Origin of the sequence: Ensifer sp. NM-2, assembly GCF_003024455.1 — a bacterium.
Classification (GTDB): Bacteria; Pseudomonadota; Alphaproteobacteria; order Rhizobiales; family Rhizobiaceae; genus Ensifer; species Ensifer canadensis.
Map to the genome: position 1 here is coordinate 1 of NZ_PVZR01000017.1, position 16,940 is coordinate 16,940.

Genomic DNA, 16,940 nt, shown 5'->3' on the forward strand with positions numbered 1-16,940 from the left:
TGGTAGGCGGCCACAACCGGGGCCATCGACCAGGATGCCGCGGTCTCCACCACCAGCTGGGTCAGCCTGTCCAGACGCACGCCGGCATCCTCGATGGCCTGGCAATATTCTGCCAACAGGATTTGGTGGGCCGGGTGATCGAAGGCCTGGCGTGTTAGCCATCTTGTATGGGCACGCGTCCAAGGCGTGCGGCCGGTATAGATCCGGCCATGACGCAACAAGAAAGACTGAAGTTGCTGACGTGCCTGCTTCAACGCGTCGTTGGCAGCCTCGCGAGCCCGTACCAGGTCGCGGATCGCCTCATGAGCTTCGTCCGGAACCCAGACCGCGGTCAGCTCGCCCGCGCGATGCAGGCGCGCCAGGCTTACGGCATCCCGGCGGTTTGTCTTCACTCGGTCGCCCGCACGCTTGGGAACCAGCGACGGTGCCACCACCACGCAGTCATGCCCCAGTTCGACAATCTGGCGATAAAGACCGTAACCCGTGGGACCGGCCTCGTAGCAAAAGTGAAGCTTGGCTCCGCGCTTTGAAAGTTTGTTGACCATCGATGCCACCGACGCCGGATCCGAGGGGATGTCGCCGAAAAACCGCACCTCGCCGTTGCGCAATCCATCCGCAACCGCCACCGAAATCTTCAGCTTGGACGTATCCAAGCCGATGAAAATTACGCTATCTTCTTTCATGGTTCGCCCTCGCTAAGCGTGGGGCTCGGCTCCGGCCTATCCAGAGCAACCCCCGAATTCAGCTTACCGCGGGGGCGGCCACCTTCACCCCACGAACATACGGTCTAGTGGCAGCGAGAGGTCTCCGCGCAGCCGATGTTGCCGCTATGCGCCTCGAAAATCGCATAATGTATCATCTGGATTGTGCGCTGCGGCCGATCCTTGAGAATGTGCCGTTTCATCGCGCCGTACTTTCGCGAACCTGAAGCTCGAAGCCCAAGTCGACGATCGGCGATTCAATTGGCCGGCCGGCAAGTCGATCCAGCACCATCTGCACCGAGCGCCGGCCGATTTCATAGCGCGGCGTGCGTACGCTGGTGAGCGACGGATAGGCGACGTGCATCATGTCGAGATCGTTGAAGCCGCAGATTGCCATGCTGTGCGGCACGGCGATACCCGCCCGCTGGCATTCGAACAGCACGCCCATGGCAAGGTCATCATTGTTGCAGAAGACCGCATCAAGATCGGCGACCTTGGCAAGCGCATCGGCCAGGAGCGGCGCACCGAGCGATACGCGTGAAGGCGTCAGCGTGGTGGTTACCAGCTTGGGATCAAAGAGCTGAGCGGTCTCCAGAGCCGCGCGGTAACCGGCGAGGCGACGCTGCGAGCGAGGATCCATTCGCGCTCCGATGAAGCCTATTCGGCGATATCCAGCCTCGATCAGATGGTTGGTCGCCGCCTTACCGCCATCGAAGTGGGAGAACCCGACCAGCATATCGACCGGATCGTCGCCATACTCCATGATCTGCACGATAGGGCAATCCGCGCTCTCGAGGAGTTTGCGGGTCGTTTCGGTCTGGTCGATGCCGGACACGATCAGCGCCGATGGCCGCTGGCTCAAAAACATCCGCATCAGCCGTTCCTCTTCCCGGGGCGAATAGTGGGTATTGCCCATCTGTATCTGCAACGGACCGTCGCCGAGCTCGTCATAGATGCCTCTCACCGTGTCGGCGAAGACGATGTTTGTCAGTGACGGCACGAGAACACCGATCACATCGGCTCGGGAGGAGGCAAGCGCGCGCGCATTGGGGTCGGGCGCATAGCCGAGCTGGACCACCGCCGTATCGATCTCCGCGCGCAGTTCGGCCGAAACCAGCGACGGATCGCGTAGCGCGCGCGACACGGTAATCGCGGCAACCCCTGCCAGCTTTGCGACGTCGGCTATGGTTGGCCTCCCACTGCCGCGTCGGCTTGCCTTCCGGCTCTGGTCTTTGGAAGTGATGTCGTCCTTCACGTCGACTCCTGCTGGCTGCGTGAGCGCAGGGTCCCGACATCGATGCGGCCGACATACCAGTTCCCTGCGCCCACCTCATCGAAGACGACGGAGATTTCGCGCTCGGATAATCCGGTTGCCTCGGCAATCGCCACAATGACCTGGCTGCTGATTGCCGCCTTCTTGGCCGCAGGATCGTCGGCGAGGGTCTCGCGCACGATGGTGATCCGCACGAACGGCATGGCTGGCCTCCTGCCTCAGTCGAGTCTTGCGCCGTTGACCATCAGTCGAACGGCATAAAGCGAGCTGGTCGCGCAGATGTAGAGGATATTTCGCTTAGGCCCGCCGAACACGCAATTGGCGGTGTTTTCCGGCACTCTCACCTTGCCGAGCAAGGTGCTGTCCGGGTGGTAGCAATGGATGCCGTCGCGGGCGCTTGTCCAGATCCGCCCTTCGTCGTCCAGGCGGAACCCGTCAAAGAGGCCTACGGTGCAATCGGCAAAGACCCGCCCGCCCGATATCGCGCCCGGCTCGTTCACATCGAAGACGCGCATATGCGCAGGAAGGTCGGGCCCATGCGTCCGGCCGGTGTCGACGACGTAGAGCTCTTTTTCGTTAAGCGAAAAGGCGAGGCCATTCGGCCGCACCATGTCGGTAATGACGGCCGCAACCGCGCCCGTCGCCGGGTCGACACGATAGACGTGGCAGGCGCCGATTTCACTTTCGGCCTTGTGGCCCTCGTAATCGGACTCGATGCCGTAGGCGGGATCGGTGAACCAGATCGACCCGTCTGATCGCACGACGACGTCGTTCGGCGAGTTGAGCCGCTTGCCGTTCCAGCGATCGGCGACAGTGGTGATGCTCCCGTCATGTTCGGTGCGGCTGACACGGCGGCCACCGTGCTCACAGGTCACCAGACGGCCATGCCGGTCGGTGGTATTGCCGTTCGCAAAGTTCGACGGTTGGCGAAAGATGCTGACATGCCCGTCGGTTTCGTCATAACGCAGCATCCGGTCATTGGGGATATCCGACCACACCAGATAGCGCCCGGCGGCGAAATAGGCCGGCCCTTCGGCCCAGCGACACCCCGTGTAGAGCTGTTCCACTCGGGCGCTGTGGTTGACCAGGCTGGCAAAGCGCTGGTCTACGATCTCGAAATCCTCGGCCATGGGTACCCTCATGCGGCAACGATCGCACTCTGACCGCGGCATGATAGCGCTAACATCACGGAAGTGAATAGCCTTCCTGCATCGGTGTCGATCGTCGCCGAAATTCAACTGAAAATTGGGAAGTTCGGTTCTCGGTAATCCGCAAATGTTACTTTACAATTTTTTGTGGTAGCGCTACCTAATTAAGAGACAGCGGTGTTTTCGGGAGGAGACCAGAGCGCCTCGTCAATGGTGAAAGCAGGCATCCAGCGTGCCGGTGCCAGAGAAGTTCGTGCCGTTCCGGGGGAAGAGTTCCCTCTCGAACCGGAGAACAAAATCAGTGGCGCGCCAATGGGAGGAAATGTCGATGGTGAAGTCACTCGCTGGCGGCATCGTTGCTGCCACTGCCTTTTTCATGTTGGGATCGGCCGCCTACGCAGAGCCGGAAGTGGTTTCAGGGCCCGCGGCGGAGCCGGAATGTTTCGCGCCCTGGTCGGCAGACACCAAATTCTTCAAGTTTCCGAAAAAGGACGGCCCATACCGCATCGCTCTTGCGAACGGCTACATTGCCAACACCTGGCGTATCCAGATGGTGCAGACAGCCAAGGCCTATGCCGCTCAGCCCGACGTCGCGGCCAAGCTGAAGGAGTTCAAGGTCGTATCGACGGGTGAGGACGTGCCCGCCCAAATCTCGGCGATCAACAACTTCATCGATTCCGGCTATGACGCCATCGTCGTCAACGCCCAGAACCCGACGGCATTCGCGCCCGTCATCAAGCGGGCGAAGGAAGCCGGCGTGGTGCTGGTTGCCTTCGATAACATCCTCGACACCGAGGACGCGATCAACGTGAACGTCGACCAGAAGGGGCTCGGCGGACTGTGGGGCGAATGGCTCGTCAAACATCTGCCGAATGGCGGCAAGGTACTCGAGGTGCGCGGTGTGGCCGGAACTTCGGTCGACACCGACCGGCACGATGGGATCCATGAGAAACTCCAGGCATCGGGCAAGAAATTCGAAGTCGTCGAGGTCATGGGAAAGTGGGATGACGCGGTGGCCCAAAAGGTGACGGCGGATGCGATCGCCACCAGCGGTCCCTTTGACGGCATTACCGGTCAGGGTGGCGATACCGGCATCGTCCAGGCGATGATCGACGCCAAACATCCGTTCGTGCCGTTTGGCGGCGAAACCGAAAACGGGTTTCGCAAGTTCTGCGCAGCACATGCCGCCGACGGCCTGAAATGCTCGTCGGCTGGAACCGGCCCCGCACAGGTGGCCGTTGCCATCAAGACGGCGATCGCCGCGCTCGAGGGACAGGTGGTGCCGCAGTCGGTCAAGTTGCCGTTGGCCATTGTCGAAGATCCAAATTTCAAGGAGGGCCAGGATTACTTCCAGTCCGAATCCGACAATTTCTTCGTCGGTAATTCCTTCCCTACCTGCGGCATTAATTTCTCCGCCCAGGAGATCATGAAGCAGAGCAAGGAAAACAAGTAGGTCGATCAGGAACGGGCACCGCACAGTCAGCCGTGTGGTGCCCGTCGTCCGTAACGGTTTCCCGGAGAGCGCAATGGAAAATGGCGGACCGCTCTTTTGCATGGAGGGGATATCGAAGCGCTATGGTGGGGTTCGCGCGCTTGAAAATGCCGCGCTGTCGGTCAGGGCAGGGGCCATCCACGCCGTACTCGGCGAGAACGGCGCCGGAAAGTCGACGCTCATCAAGATCATGGCCGGCGTCGTGGCTGCGGACGAGGGCCAGATGACGCTCGATGGACAGTCGGTGAAATTCGCTTCGCCGGCTGCCGCCAACGCCGCCGGGATCGTCTGCGTTTTCCAGGAGTTGTCGTTGATCCCAGAACTCAGCGTTGCCGACAATATCGTCATTTCCAATCCGCCGACGCGGTTCGGCATGATCGACCGCAAGGCCCAGAGGCGCCTGGCAGAGGAGGCGCTGGCGCGCGCCGGTGCCGTCGACATCCATCCTCTGGCTCTGGTCAAGGATCTGCCGCTGTCGCGCAAGCAGATCGTCGAGATTGCCAAGGCGCTAGCCCGCAAGCCGCGCATCCTCATCCTCGACGAGGCGACATCGGCGCTGACTGCGGCCGACGTTTCGAAGGTTTTTGCAGTGCTGAAGCGATTGCGTGCGGAAGGGCTGGCGCTTGTCTACATCTCGCATCGAATGAACGAGATTGCGGAACTTGCGGACGACTGCACGGTGTTTCGCAACGGCAGCAAGGTCGCGAGCTACGCGGCGGGCTCCAAGAGTGACGGCGAAGTAATCGAGATGATGATCGGCCGTGAGTATCACAGCGTCTACCCTCCTAAACCGGGCCGGCTTGCACAAACTGCGCCAGTGCTTGAAACACGAAATCTGTCCTGGGTGGACCGGCTCCACGACATCTCGTTTTCGCTCCGCTCGGGCGAAATCGTCGGTCTTGGCGGGTTGGACGGGCAGGGGCAGCGTGATCTCCTTCTAGCGCTGTTCGGGGTCCTGCGCGGGCTGCGCGGCACGGTCCTCGTCGACGGCAGCCCGATCAGCATCAGCAGCCCCGCGCAGGCGCGCCGGCACGGTATCGGCATGGCGCTCATCCCGGAGGACCGTAAGACCGAGGGGCTGATGCTGCCGATGACGGTGCGCGACAATCTCTCGCTTGCGTCGCTCGACCGGCTGACGCGCGGCGGGATCATCGACAGCGCGAAAGAGGAGAGCGCCATCAATCAGATGATGACGCTGCTCGCCATCAAGGCGGGGAATATTGATGCGCCCGTTGGAGCACTTTCGGGCGGCAACCAGCAGAAGGTCGTCATCGCGAAATGGCTGATGCGGCAGCCACGCATCGTCCTCCTCAACGATCCGACACGCGGCATCGACGTTGGAACCAAGCAGGAGATCTATCTGCTCTTGCGGCGCCTGGCTGACGCGGGCGCGGGCATCCTGTTCTATTCGACCGACTATGCCGAGCTCATCGGCTGCTGCGACCGGGTCCTCGTGCTTTATGACGGGGCGGTGAAGCGGGAACTGGTGGGAGCTGAGATAACGGAGCGCGCCCTGATCGCGAGCGCGCTTAACATCCCGTCCGCGGAACCATTCCATCAGGAGCCCGCGCTATGAACGACTGGCAGTATCGACTGGCCGAGCACCGGGGCACGCTGACTGCGGTTGCGATCTTCGTGGTGATGTTCATCATCTACACGGCGAACCATCCGGCTGGTTTCACAGCCAACGTTATTCAGACGGCTGCCAACAAGGGGGTGCTGCTCGCCTTTGTCGCGATGGCCCAAACCATGGTGGTGATAACCGCGGGCATTGACCTCTCCGTCGGCATGATCTTCCTTCTCACCAACTGCCTGGCCTCATGGTTGGTCGTGGGCTCGCCGCTCGAAACGACCTTCGGCGTCGTTATCGTCCTGGCCGTCGGGGCTGTGTGCGGCGCGATCAATGGAGCCATCGTCATATATGGGCGGCTGCAGCCGATCGTGGCGACGATTGCGACGGGGGCGATCTATTTCGGTGTCGCCCTGTTGCTGCGACCTTTTCCGGGAGGTTCAGTTAACGAGGGTCTGGCGGACGCCCTGACGGGACGGATATTCGGAGCCGTCCCGGCGAGCCTCGCGGCACTCGCGGCGGTGGTTGCGCTGATATGGGTGCCCTTCAGCCGGTCGGTCTATGGCCGGGCGGCCTATGCTGTCGGTTCATCCGAAACGGCGGCCTACATGTCTGGCATGCCGATCCGGCGCGGCAAGCTGCTTGCCTATACGCTTTCGGGCCTGGTGGCCGCCCTCGGCGGGCTGTTTCTCACTTTTTTCACGTATACCGGTGACGCGGCTTTCGCCAGCGGTAACGCCTACACGCTGTTCTCGATTGCCGCAGTGGTGCTGGGGGGCGTTTCGCTGTTCGGCGGCAAGGGCAGCGCCATCGGTGCCGTCTTTGGTGCGCTGGCGTTCCGCACGATCGGCGACCTTTTGTTCGTTTTCGATCTCGACCCGCTCTGGCAACCGCTTTTCCAGGGACTGATTTTGCTTGCGGCCATCAGCCTCGGCGCTCTGGCCCTTTTCCGGGTGCGCAATAGATTGGAGTGGTTCCTGTGAGCGAGACGGCGATGACGCACGTAAACGGACGCAAGCCGAACTTCCTGCGCAAACTCGATCCGGCGGTGGTCACCGCGTTCGGCTGCATCCTGCTGCTGCTTGTCCTTGGCAGCTTCTATTCGCGCAGTTTCCTGTCACCGGAGTATCTGCTGCAGCAATTGAAGGTGGCATCCTTCCTGGGCATCATCGCCACCGGCATGATGCTTGTCATCCTGCTCGGGCAGATCGACCTTTCCGTACCGTGGACCGTTGCAACGGGCGCCATGATGGCCTGCGCGGCTGCCGCCTACGGTCCGGTCGGCACTGCCCTTGCCATCCCTTTCGGAATCCTTTGCGGGATCGGCATCGGGCTCGTCAACGGCGTCGGGGTGGCATATCTGCGCATACCCTCGATGATCGTGACGCTGGCGACGAATGCCGTCGCTCAAGGGGTGATGGTGGTCTACACAGGCGGGTTCTCGCCGCAGGATTCCGCCACCGCGGCCATGCGCTATCTCTCCACCGGCGCCTTGATCCCCGGCATCCCGAATGTCGTCTTCATCTGGGGGCTGGTCGGCACGGCGATGGTCTTCCTGCTGCGCCGGACGGGCTTCGGGCGGGCCGTCTACGGCATAGGCAATCGCGAACGGGCGGCCTATCTTTCAGGGATCAATACCCGCCGCATCGTGATGATCGCCTTCGCCGCCTCGGGCGGGCTCTCGGCCTTCGGCGGCGTCCTGCTGGCAGGCTATGCTTCCAAGGCCTCGCAATCGATGGGCGATGCCTATCTGCTTCCTGCCATAGCGGCTGTTGTTCTTGGCGGAACCTCGATCCTGGGCGGCCGGGGATCCTATCTCGGCACTGTCGCCGGCGTAATCCTCATCACACTCCTGCAGTCAATCCTCTCCGTCATGCAGATGCCAGAGGCCGGGCGCCAGATCATCTACGGCGTGATGATCATACTCATGCTCCTGCTCTATGGTCGTGCGCCAGCCAGCCGTTAAGCTTGCTGAGAACAGAGGAAGCGCCACACGCATCCATCTGGCTTCTCGCCAGGACGGCAGTCGATCCGGCAATGGGCTCGAAAGGCCAACCCGCGGGTTGGATGATACATGGGCCGTCAAGGCCTATCGCCAGCCCTCACCTCGCTCTAGTTCGGATCCTACGGACCTGCCGTCCGCCAGGCGCTCGCGGCAGAAACGTCACGGAAGGATCTACCCTCGGCGATCTGTCCCCGTGGGTCGTGCCGCAAACGATTGACACGCGCGACGACGGGTACCCGTTGGAAGAGCAACTGTGAAGGCCGCAGAACGATGGAGGCGCTGTCGCTGGTCTCGGCCGGTCTTGGCATCGGCGCTCGAGATGGGCGTGCGAACGTTCCTGGTCCCATCCGGTCAAGCTTCGAACTCGGTCGCCATGCTGTCGTTCTTGAGTACTGGCGATAAGATCCTGATTGCCGACAACTCTTATCCTCCGGTTCGCGATTTTGCCAACCGCGACCTCGCACGCTTCGGAATTGAGGTCGCCTACTATGATCCGGTGGCGATCGACGATCTCGAGCGGCAAATCGATGGCCGCACCAAGATTGTCTGGTGCGAGTCACCTGGCTCCACGACGATGGAAATCCAGGACCTTCCGAGGATCGCCCAAATTGCCCATCGCCATGGCGCACTCGTCGGCTGCGACAATACCTGGGCAACGCCGCTCAACTACAAACCCCTCACGCTCGGCGCCGACATCGTCACCGAGGCCCTAACCAAATACGTCTCCGGCCACTCCGATGTGTTGATGGGCTCGATTACGGTGCGCGCAGAGGAGCACATCGTTCCCCTTCGCGCGACTCTCGGTCGCCTCGGCATCGGTGTTTCGCCCGATGATGCAACGCTTGTATTGCGAGGAATGGAAACACTTGGGGTGCGCCTCAGGCATGCCGCGGAAGGAGCTGCCGAGATCATTGCCCTGATTCAGCATCATCCCTTGGTCGAACAGGTACTTTACCCCTCGCTGCTGGATTTTCCGGGGCATGACATCTGGAAGCGTGACTTCCTCGGCGTGAGCGGGGTCTTCAGCGTGGTGCTGAAGCCTGAAGCGAGCAAACACGCTGCTGCGGCCCTCGACGTCCTGCGCACCTTTGCCATTGGTGCGTCATGGGGAGGAACGCGCAGCCTCATCGCACCCATGCCGGTCAAACAGAATCGTAGTGCCAGCCAATGGCATGGGGAGGATCTGGTTCTGAGGGTCAGCATCGGCTTGGAAGATCTGGATGACCTCAAAGCCGACATCGAAGCATTCCTCGCCGATATCGCCGATCGATCTGCGCCAGCGAAGGTCTCCAAGGCAAGTTGAAGACGTCTTCCAAGATTCTCACAACCAAAAAAATGGGGAATCAAATGATACTGAAACTAATGAGCATGACCGCGATCTTCGTCTCTAGTCTAATCGTCGGGTCACCTTCGGCGTCCGCGCAAACGACACTTGCCAGCGTCAAGGCGCGCGGCTTTCTGAAATGCGCCGCTAGCCAAGGTACTGTTGGCTTCGGAGCTCCCGATGAAAAGGGTTATTGGCGCGGCCTTGACGTTGACACCTGCAGAGCGGTGGCGGTCGCAGTCTTCAACGACAAGGACAAGGTGGAGTTCGTGCCCCTGAGTGGCCAGCAACGGGTGCCTGCTCTGCAAACCGGGGAAATCGACATCCTTCCGCGGACGTTTACCTGGACTCTGCGCCGCGATGCGAACGGACTCAACTTCACGACCCCGAACTACTATGAGTTCACCGGCTTCATGATGCCGAAGTCGCTCGGGGTGACGAAAGTCGAGGAGATGGAGGGCGCCTCGGTGTGCGTCCAGACCGGATCGACGACAGAGGTCGTCGCAAACGACGTCTCGAAAGAGCACAATCTTGGGCTTACGCCGGTCGTGTTCGAAAACAGTTCCGCATTGAGCCAAGCCTTCTTCTCCGGCAGGTGTGACGCGCTTATTACCGATGCCGCAGCGCTCGCATCGATCAGAGCCACAAAGGCCGAAAATGCCGACGACTATGTAATCTTTCCCGCTACCAAGTTCATGGACGCGCTCACGCCGGCGGTTCGTCACGGCGACGACCAGTGGCTCGACATTGTCAATTGGTCGATCCAGGCCCTGATCACCGGTGAACAGCTTGGGATCACGCAGAAAAATGTCGCTGAGATGGAAAAGTCGGAAGATCCGCGCGTCAAACGCTTCCTCGGGGTCGAGCCCGGAAATGGCGCCGCAATCGGTCTCGACGAAAAGTTCGCCGGCAACATCATCGCGAAGCTGGGCAACTACGGGGAGATGTTCGATCGCAACCTCGGCAAGGACAGTCCGCTGAAGCTGGATCGCGGTGCCAACCGGCTCTTTAGCGATGGCGGGTTGATGTTCCCGTTGGCGTTCCAGTAACCTTGGAGGCTGGCATGTTCTCGACACTGTTGGACAATCGCCATGCTCGGAGCACCGCTCTCCAGGTCCTGTTGCTCGTGGGCTTTGCCAGTCTTCTTTACTGGCTGTGGTCGAATACCGCGAGCAACCTGGCTGAACGCGGCATTCGCGTAGGATTCGATTACCTGCATCGGCAGGCGAACTTCCCCATCTCGGAAGGCATTCTGCCCTACGATCCATCCGACACCTTCGGCTGGGCCTACCTCGTGGGCCTGGCAAACACAGCCGCTATCGCGGTCCTTGCCATCGTCGCCTCGACCATTTTTGGTCTCTTAATTGCCCTGGTTCGCCTGGCCAACAATCCGATCTCCTCCAAAATGGCCGTCGTTTTTGTCGGTGGTGTGCGCAACATGCCGCTGATCGTTCAACTGCTGTTCTGGTACGCACTCGCGACCACGCTTCTCCCGTCCCCGAGACTTGCGTTTAATCCAATCTCGGGCATCTACCTGTCGCTGCGCGGACTTTACCTCCCGTCGCTTTCTCTCGGACGGCACGGCGTCGCTTTGGTCCTCGCCTTCGCGGCAATCACGATGGTTCTCTGGTGTTTGATGAGGGGCCGTTCCCCGCTCGAGAGAAGAATCTCACTTGGCGGCGTTCTCGTGGCAGCGATCATATTCGGGACAATCGCCATAGAGCCCTCGGTCAGCTTTCCGGAACTCAAGGGTTTCAACTTCGTCGGCGGTATGCGGCTCTCGCCGGAATTTGCGGCGCTGATGGTCGGCCTCGTCATTTACACATCAGTCTTCATCAGCGAGGTAATCCGCGGTGGGATCGAGGCCGTCTCCCGCGGTCAATGGGAGGCCGGCCGAGCCTTGGGTTTGTCAGAGCGGCAGACGGTGTTCCGGATCATCATTCCCCAGGCGCTCCGCATCATCATCCCCCCGATGACCTCTCAGTACCTCTCGACCGTAAAAAACACGACGCTGGCACTCGCCGTTGGGTATCCGGAACTCGGCCTCGTGGTGGGGACCGTGATCAATCAGACGGGCCAGGCCATCGAAAGCATCGCCATCCTGTTGGCCGTCTTCCTCACGATCAGCATCGCAGTATCGCTGTTCATGAATTGGTACAACACACATGTAGCATTGGTGACCCGATGACGAGCCTTGCGACAATGAACTACGCCATGGCTGCGACCGAGCTGATGGCGCCGCAGAAAGCACCGCCTGCCAAGCGCATGCCGATCCTGAAGCTTCTGTTTGGCGACATGATGAGCGCCCTCCTTTCACTCGGCGCGATCGGGGTGATCGTTTCGCTGCTTCCGGCCTTCCGATGGGCCGTAACCGATGCCATCTGGGCGACCGATGATCCTTCCGTCTGCAGGTCGGGCGGAGCCTGCTGGGCGTTCATTGGCGCGAAACTTCGCTTCATCATGTTCGGTCTTTATCCACCCGATCAACAGTGGCGACCTGTCGTGGTGATGTCACTCATCCTTCTCATGATCCTCGTCTCGCTTACTCCTGCGCTCTGGGGAAGAAAGCTCGCACTGGCCTGGACAGGCGCCGTCTGTGCGATGCTTGCTCTCATGTGGGGTGGCTTTGCAGGGCTTCCGCACGTCTCCACCGCCAATTGGGGCGGGCTGCCGGTGACGCTTCTTCTTGCACTGCTGTCTCTCGGGCTTGGCTTTCCCTTTGCGATCTTCCTGGCATTGGGGCGCCGATCGACGCTGGCGATCCCGCGCCTTCTTTCGATTGGCCTGATAGAAACGGTACGCGGACTTCCGTTAGTCGGTCTCCTGTTCGTCGCTTCGATCCTGCTGCCTCTGCTCCTACCTCCGGGCTTCGACATCGACAAGCTTGGCCGGACGCTCGCTGCCCTTACGATATTCTCCGCCGCCTATCTTGCGGAGGTCATCCGGGGAGGACTGCAGGCAATCCCGCCTGGGCAGAAAGAAGCCGCCAAGGCGCTTGGGATCCCGCATTGGAAGGCGATCCAGCACATAGTCCTGCCGCAGGCGATCCAAAAGGTCATCCCGCCGTTGACCAATACCGCCATCGTCATGGTGAAAAACACCAGCCTCGTCATGATTGTCGGTGTGTTCGATATGCTAAGTGCGGGCCGCTCGGCGGCCATGGATCCGGTTTGGCCGGCTCCCTACACTGAGGTCTATCTGTTCGTCGGCCTGATCTACTTCGCGATCTGCGTCGGTATCTCCTATTACGCCCGTTGGCTCGAGATCCGGGTAAAGGCAAAGGATTATCGCTAATGTCTATCCATGAAGAGCGGGACGTCGATCAACCCGCGATCGTCATTCGAAACTTGGACAAGTGGTACGGAAACTACCATGTCCTGCGCAACGTAGACCTCTTTGTCAAGCCGCGCGAACGGATCGTGATCTGCGGTCCATCTGGGTCTGGAAAATCTACTCTTATCCGCTGCGTCAACCATCTTGAGGAGCATCAGCGGGGCGAAATCATCGTCAATGGTACCGCGCTCAACGAGAGTTTGAAGAACATCGACACGATCCGGCGCGATGTCGGAATGGTGTTCCAGCACTTCAACCTGTTTCCGCACTTGTCGGTCCTGGAAAATTGCGCACTCCCGCAGATACTGTCGCGCCGGACGCCCCGCAAGGATGCGGAAGAGCGCGCGATGCAGTTCCTGGAACGCGTGCGCATTCCGGAGCAGGCACGTAAATTTCCAGGTCAGCTCTCAGGTGGTCAGCAGCAACGCGTGGCGATCGCCCGCGCACTGTGCATGGCGCCCAAGGTAATGTTGTTCGACGAACCGACATCGGCGCTTGATCCGGAAATGGTCAAGGAGGTGCTCGACACCATGGTGTCTCTCGCCGAAGAAGGCATGACTATGATCGTGGTGACTCACGAAATGGGTTTCGCTCGGCGGGTGGCTAATCGAGTGGTGTTCATGGACCAGGGGATGATTGTCGAAAGCAACGTGCCGGATGCCTTCTTCGATGCGCCGGCAAACGAGAGGACGAGACGCTTTCTCCAGCAGATTGTCCATTAACCTCCACGTTTGCTTGCTGAAGTAGAGGCCCTTGTCGCGACGAGCGACGAGGGCAGGCGGGAGACACATAGAACGCGCTCGGCTTCAGACGTGATTTAAGATCGTGTGGCGAATTTCCTCGAAGGTCTTGATCCACTCCATAGGGAATAAGTCCTTTCAGGCGGTCCTCCGCATCGCTACGGAGCAGAGATTTCCACTATGCGGAATGTGTTATCGGCGGCCACTGGGTGGTTTCACGGTCAGTTGAAGTGACTTTCCGCACAAGACCACGATGTCGGTTCGATTCCGTTCAAGGCGAGGGATTGGAGACATCGGGCCTGGGCGGCATATTGCCGGGGCTGCAAGCGGACAAGCGGCTTTCGTGCTGCAACGCTTTTAAGCCGCCAATCCGGCATGTATCCATTGCCGAGGGGTCATGACCATCCGGCTGGTCAACGGCCTGGAAGCCTTTACCGAGGAAAAACAACTTCTGGTTACTCCAATCGCCAACGCTCCAGCTCAGCCAGAGTGAAGCGCGGCGTGATGTGCTGCGGGCAGTTCCAGTCGAACGCCTCCACCGCGATGAGGACGAGACGCTCCACCCGTGCGGGATAGTCGGGCACGGTCAGCTTTTTCGCCAGCACCGGATCGTCTTCTGCATCGATGACGCGCATGTGACCATAGATTTTCAGGCGCCGCCGTTGCGCGTAGTCCATCAGAAACAGTGAGACGCGGTCATTGGCGCTGACATTGCCTGTTGTGATGTATTGGCGGTTACCGCGAAAATCCGCAAAGCCCAGCATCAATGCGTCAACCGTGGTGAGAAAGCCTGCAGGCCCACCACGGTACTGGACGTAGGGCCAGCCGGTCTCCGAGACACTGGCAAGATAAAAACCGTCGCGCGCGCCGATGAAGGCCGTTTCTGCCGGACCGAGGCGCTGGCTCTGCGCAGTTTCGTCTGCGTGAGCGCGCGCGCCGATCCGCGCCCACTGCCCCGCGCTGCCATAGTGCTCCTGTGCGGCCGCTACCGAGGGCGTCGTGGCGATACTGAGATATTTGCTGCTCATTCCGTTCCTAACCTTCTAGCCCGCCGGAGCTAACTTCAATCCTGCAAGGCCCAGTCCGCCACCTCCCAGCGCATCTGCCCACGGTCGGCGACGACACGGCCGAGCCCTGGGAAGGGCATGTGCGTGGCGGCAATCAGCGCGCCTTCCGAGGCTGCGCGGGGGAAAAAGCGGTCGCGCATCGCTTTGGCTGCTGCACGGTCCTGCTCGAACAGGAAGAACACATCGGTCGCTCCCGGATGCACGACCGGAAAGATCATGTCCGACACCATGATGAGGCTCTTCCCTTCATCTTCAACCCGCACGCCGATATGGCCGGGTGTATGACCGGTCAGGTCGACGATCGAGACGCCGCGCACAATTTCACGCTCTCCGTCAATCGCCTGGAGTTTCGGGTAGAGGCGCACCACCTCCTGCGCCATCTTAAAGCTGGTCTGCAGATAATCGGGCGCGCCGCTGCGCTTGGCCGGGTCGGTCCAATGCTTGACGTCGCGACGATCGATGTAGAGCTCCGCCTTGGGGTAGTTGTTCTTGCCTCCGGCGATCAGACCGCCCATGTGGTCCTGATGCATATGCGTCACGATCACCGCGTCGATCTGGTCAAGCTGCAGGCCAAGCGCACCGAGCGCCTGCGGCAGCTTGCCGGTCTGCCCGATCGAGCCCGCTGCACCGGCATCGATCAGGATGCGGCGCTCGCCATCATCGATGAGATACTGGTTGAAGAGGAACCGCACCCCACTCGGCCGGGCGGTGAACTGAGCGACTGCCGCCTGCTCCACCGCGGCCGGGGCGCGTCCCGGAAAATAGTCGAAGGGCATATCGGCATACCCGTCTGTCAGTGCCGTCACCGTGAAGCGACCGATGCGGATCTGCGCCAGTGGCGTAATGCTGACCGGCGTTTTGGTGGTATTCTGCGCTGCGGCAAGGGCCGGTGCGCCACTGATCAGTCCTCCCCCGAGGAAGCCGAGAGGAAGAGCGCTGGCAAAGGCACGACGTGAGAGTTGAGGCATGACGTCTTTCTCCTGATCATTGGCAATACGGGGAGCCGGCCGGCGCCCCCTGGAACGCCACAAAAGCTAGGATGTCCGAAACCAATAGGGTATCCTGCCATTTCAGGAACTTTCCTCTCAATTTCCGGAAGGATACGATGGATCGGTTTGAAGCGATGTCGGTGCTGCTGGCGGTGGTGGACGCCGGCAGCCTCTCGGCTGGAGCGCGGCGATTGCATGCACCGCTCGCCACGGTCAGCCGCAGAGTCGCGGATCTGGAAAAGCACCTTGGCGTGCGCCTGGTCCGGCGCACCCGCCGCGGCCTCACCTTGACGGATGAGGGCCGCAGCTTCGTCGCCGCGTCACGTCGTATTCTGGAGGAACTGGACGCGGCAGAACGGCAGGCCAGCGGCGACTATGGCGCGCTGCGTGGAGGGCTGCACGTGACCGCACCGATTGCCTTCGGCGAGCGCCATCTGCTGCCAATAGCTCTGGAGTTCCTGAAGGAGCAACCCGATATCAACCTGCGCCTGACCCTCGCCGATCGGCAGCTAAGTCTGGCAGATGAGCACGTCGACGTGGCCCTGCGGATCGGACACTTGGCCGACAGCGCGCTTATCGCAACGCGCGTCGGCGCCGTACGACGGGTGATCTGCGCGAGCCCCGACTATCTTGCCCGACAAGGCGTTCCGCGTCAGCCGGAAGACCTCAGCCAGCATGACGGAATAAGCTTTCAGGGATTTGCGACCGCGCCGGAATGGCGCTACCGCCGGGACGGCGCGGCCTTTACCATCGAGCCGCGCCCCAAATTCGCGGTTAATACGACGGAGGCTGCCATTCAGGCCGCAATAGCCGGTATAGGCATTATCCGCGTGCTGTCTTACCAGATCTCCGATCAGTTGCGCTCCGGTACTCTGCACGAATTGCTGACGGACTTTGCACCGGAACCGCTACCTGTGAACGTTATCCATGGACCAGTGGATCCTCTGCCGCTGAAGGTGCGGTGCTTCCTCGACTGGATCGTCCCAAGCCTACGCACGCAGCTGGCCTACTAGCGTCCCGCTCACGCGCACCACCGTTGATGGCAGTGGGGCGCACCGGTGCGAATGCTGCAAGATGCGGTTGTCCTTCCCTAAGCGCCTAACATGTCGTCTTCCCGGAAAGAGCCAAAGCTATCTCTAAGACTGAAATGGGGGCGCAATGCTACCGGGCCAATTCGGACGCTGGTGACCCGGGCTGCCGTTCGATCCGCGACTAGTGCGCACAAGCTTAACAGCGTTATCGTAGCCGAGCTGATCCACGTTGTCCCGTTCCTGCGCTTGGTTTACCCAGGTCTCAAT

16 protein-coding genes are annotated in these 16,940 nt (G+C 60.7%); 10 read left to right on the forward strand and 6 right to left on the reverse strand.

From position 1 onward, the window contains the following. The 4 genes from C6558_RS27090 to C6558_RS27105 form a co-directional block, all read right to left on the reverse strand. Positions 1-683: IS110 family transposase (locus C6558_RS27090; protein WP_107027983.1), on the reverse strand; the 683-nt coding region annotated here is incomplete at its 3' end. Positions 684-900: 217 nt separating this feature from the next. Further along, entirely contained in the window at positions 901-1,956 is a 1,056-nt protein-coding gene (locus C6558_RS27095) for a LacI family DNA-binding transcriptional regulator (RefSeq protein ID WP_245449223.1), read from the reverse strand. After that, the gene (locus C6558_RS27100) at positions 1,953-2,177 is read right to left on the reverse strand and encodes a tautomerase family protein (protein ID WP_107027984.1); all 225 of its coding nucleotides are present in this window, start codon (positions 2,175-2,177) and stop codon (positions 1,953-1,955) included. Before C6558_RS27100 ends, C6558_RS27095 begins: the two co-directional genes overlap by 4 nt. A 15-nt stretch (positions 2,178-2,192) precedes the next feature. Continuing rightward, entirely contained in the window at positions 2,193-3,104 is a 912-nt protein-coding gene (locus C6558_RS27105; protein WP_107027985.1) for an SMP-30/gluconolactonase/LRE family protein, read from the reverse strand. Between the two features lie 346 nt (positions 3,105-3,450). Here C6558_RS27105 and C6558_RS27110 point away from each other — a divergent pair, with 346 nt between their 5' ends. From C6558_RS27110 to C6558_RS27150, 9 genes are all read left to right on the forward strand, one after another. Beyond that, positions 3,451-4,575 (forward strand): sugar ABC transporter substrate-binding protein, encoded by a 1,125-nt coding sequence (locus tag C6558_RS27110; protein WP_057210211.1) that lies wholly within the window; start codon positions 3,451-3,453, stop codon positions 4,573-4,575. Positions 4,576-4,648: 73 nt separating this feature from the next. Next, positions 4,649-6,190 (forward strand): sugar ABC transporter ATP-binding protein, encoded by a 1,542-nt coding sequence (locus tag C6558_RS27115; protein ID WP_107027986.1) that lies wholly within the window; start codon positions 4,649-4,651, stop codon positions 6,188-6,190. Then, positions 6,187-7,167, forward strand: coding sequence for an ABC transporter permease (locus tag C6558_RS27120; RefSeq protein ID WP_107027987.1), 981 nt, complete (start codon positions 6,187-6,189; stop codon positions 7,165-7,167). Before C6558_RS27115 ends, C6558_RS27120 begins: the two co-directional genes overlap by 4 nt. 11 nt (positions 7,168-7,178) lie before the next feature. After that, on the forward strand, positions 7,179-8,150 hold the full coding sequence (locus tag C6558_RS27125; RefSeq protein ID WP_371412308.1) for an ABC transporter permease: 972 nt from the start codon (positions 7,179-7,181) through the stop codon (positions 8,148-8,150). Positions 8,151-8,508: 358 nt separating this feature from the next. After that, positions 8,509-9,492 (forward strand): PLP-dependent aspartate aminotransferase family protein, encoded by a 984-nt coding sequence (locus C6558_RS27130; RefSeq protein ID WP_107028021.1) that lies wholly within the window; start codon positions 8,509-8,511, stop codon positions 9,490-9,492. Between the two features lie 44 nt (positions 9,493-9,536). Next, a complete protein-coding gene (locus C6558_RS27135) occupies positions 9,537-10,562 on the forward strand; it encodes an amino acid ABC transporter substrate-binding protein (protein WP_057210138.1) in 1,026 nt (341 codons plus the stop codon). Positions 10,563-10,576: 14 nt separating this feature from the next. Beyond that, positions 10,577-11,701: an amino acid ABC transporter permease gene (locus C6558_RS27140; RefSeq protein ID WP_057225170.1), complete on the forward strand. Its 1,125-nt coding sequence runs from the start codon at positions 10,577-10,579 to the stop codon at positions 11,699-11,701. Next, complete coding sequence (locus tag C6558_RS27145) at positions 11,698-12,807, forward strand: amino acid ABC transporter permease (RefSeq protein ID WP_371412309.1); 1,110 nt, start codon at positions 11,698-11,700, stop codon at positions 12,805-12,807. Before C6558_RS27140 ends, C6558_RS27145 begins: the two co-directional genes overlap by 4 nt. After that, positions 12,807-13,568 (forward strand): amino acid ABC transporter ATP-binding protein, encoded by a 762-nt coding sequence (locus C6558_RS27150; protein ID WP_107027989.1) that lies wholly within the window; start codon positions 12,807-12,809, stop codon positions 13,566-13,568. The genes C6558_RS27145 and C6558_RS27150 overlap by 1 nt, the downstream gene beginning before the upstream one ends. Positions 13,569-14,041: 473 nt before the next feature. Here C6558_RS27150 and C6558_RS27155 read toward each other — a convergent pair whose 3' ends face one another. Both C6558_RS27155 and C6558_RS27160 read right to left on the reverse strand, forming a co-directional pair. Next, the gene (locus C6558_RS27155) at positions 14,042-14,614 is read right to left on the reverse strand and encodes a pyridoxamine 5'-phosphate oxidase family protein (protein ID WP_107027990.1); all 573 of its coding nucleotides are present in this window, start codon (positions 14,612-14,614) and stop codon (positions 14,042-14,044) included. 35 nt (positions 14,615-14,649) lie between these two features. Next, positions 14,650-15,621, reverse strand: coding sequence for an MBL fold metallo-hydrolase (locus tag C6558_RS27160; protein ID WP_057213386.1), 972 nt, complete (start codon positions 15,619-15,621; stop codon positions 14,650-14,652). Between the two features lie 137 nt (positions 15,622-15,758). On the opposite strand from C6558_RS27160, the gene C6558_RS27165 reads away from it, so the two are divergent. Then, positions 15,759-16,655 carry a LysR family transcriptional regulator gene (locus tag C6558_RS27165; protein WP_199197058.1) on the forward strand — a complete coding sequence of 299 codons (897 nt, stop codon included), beginning with the start codon at positions 15,759-15,761 and terminating at the stop codon, positions 16,653-16,655. Positions 16,656-16,940: the final 285 nt, after the last annotated feature.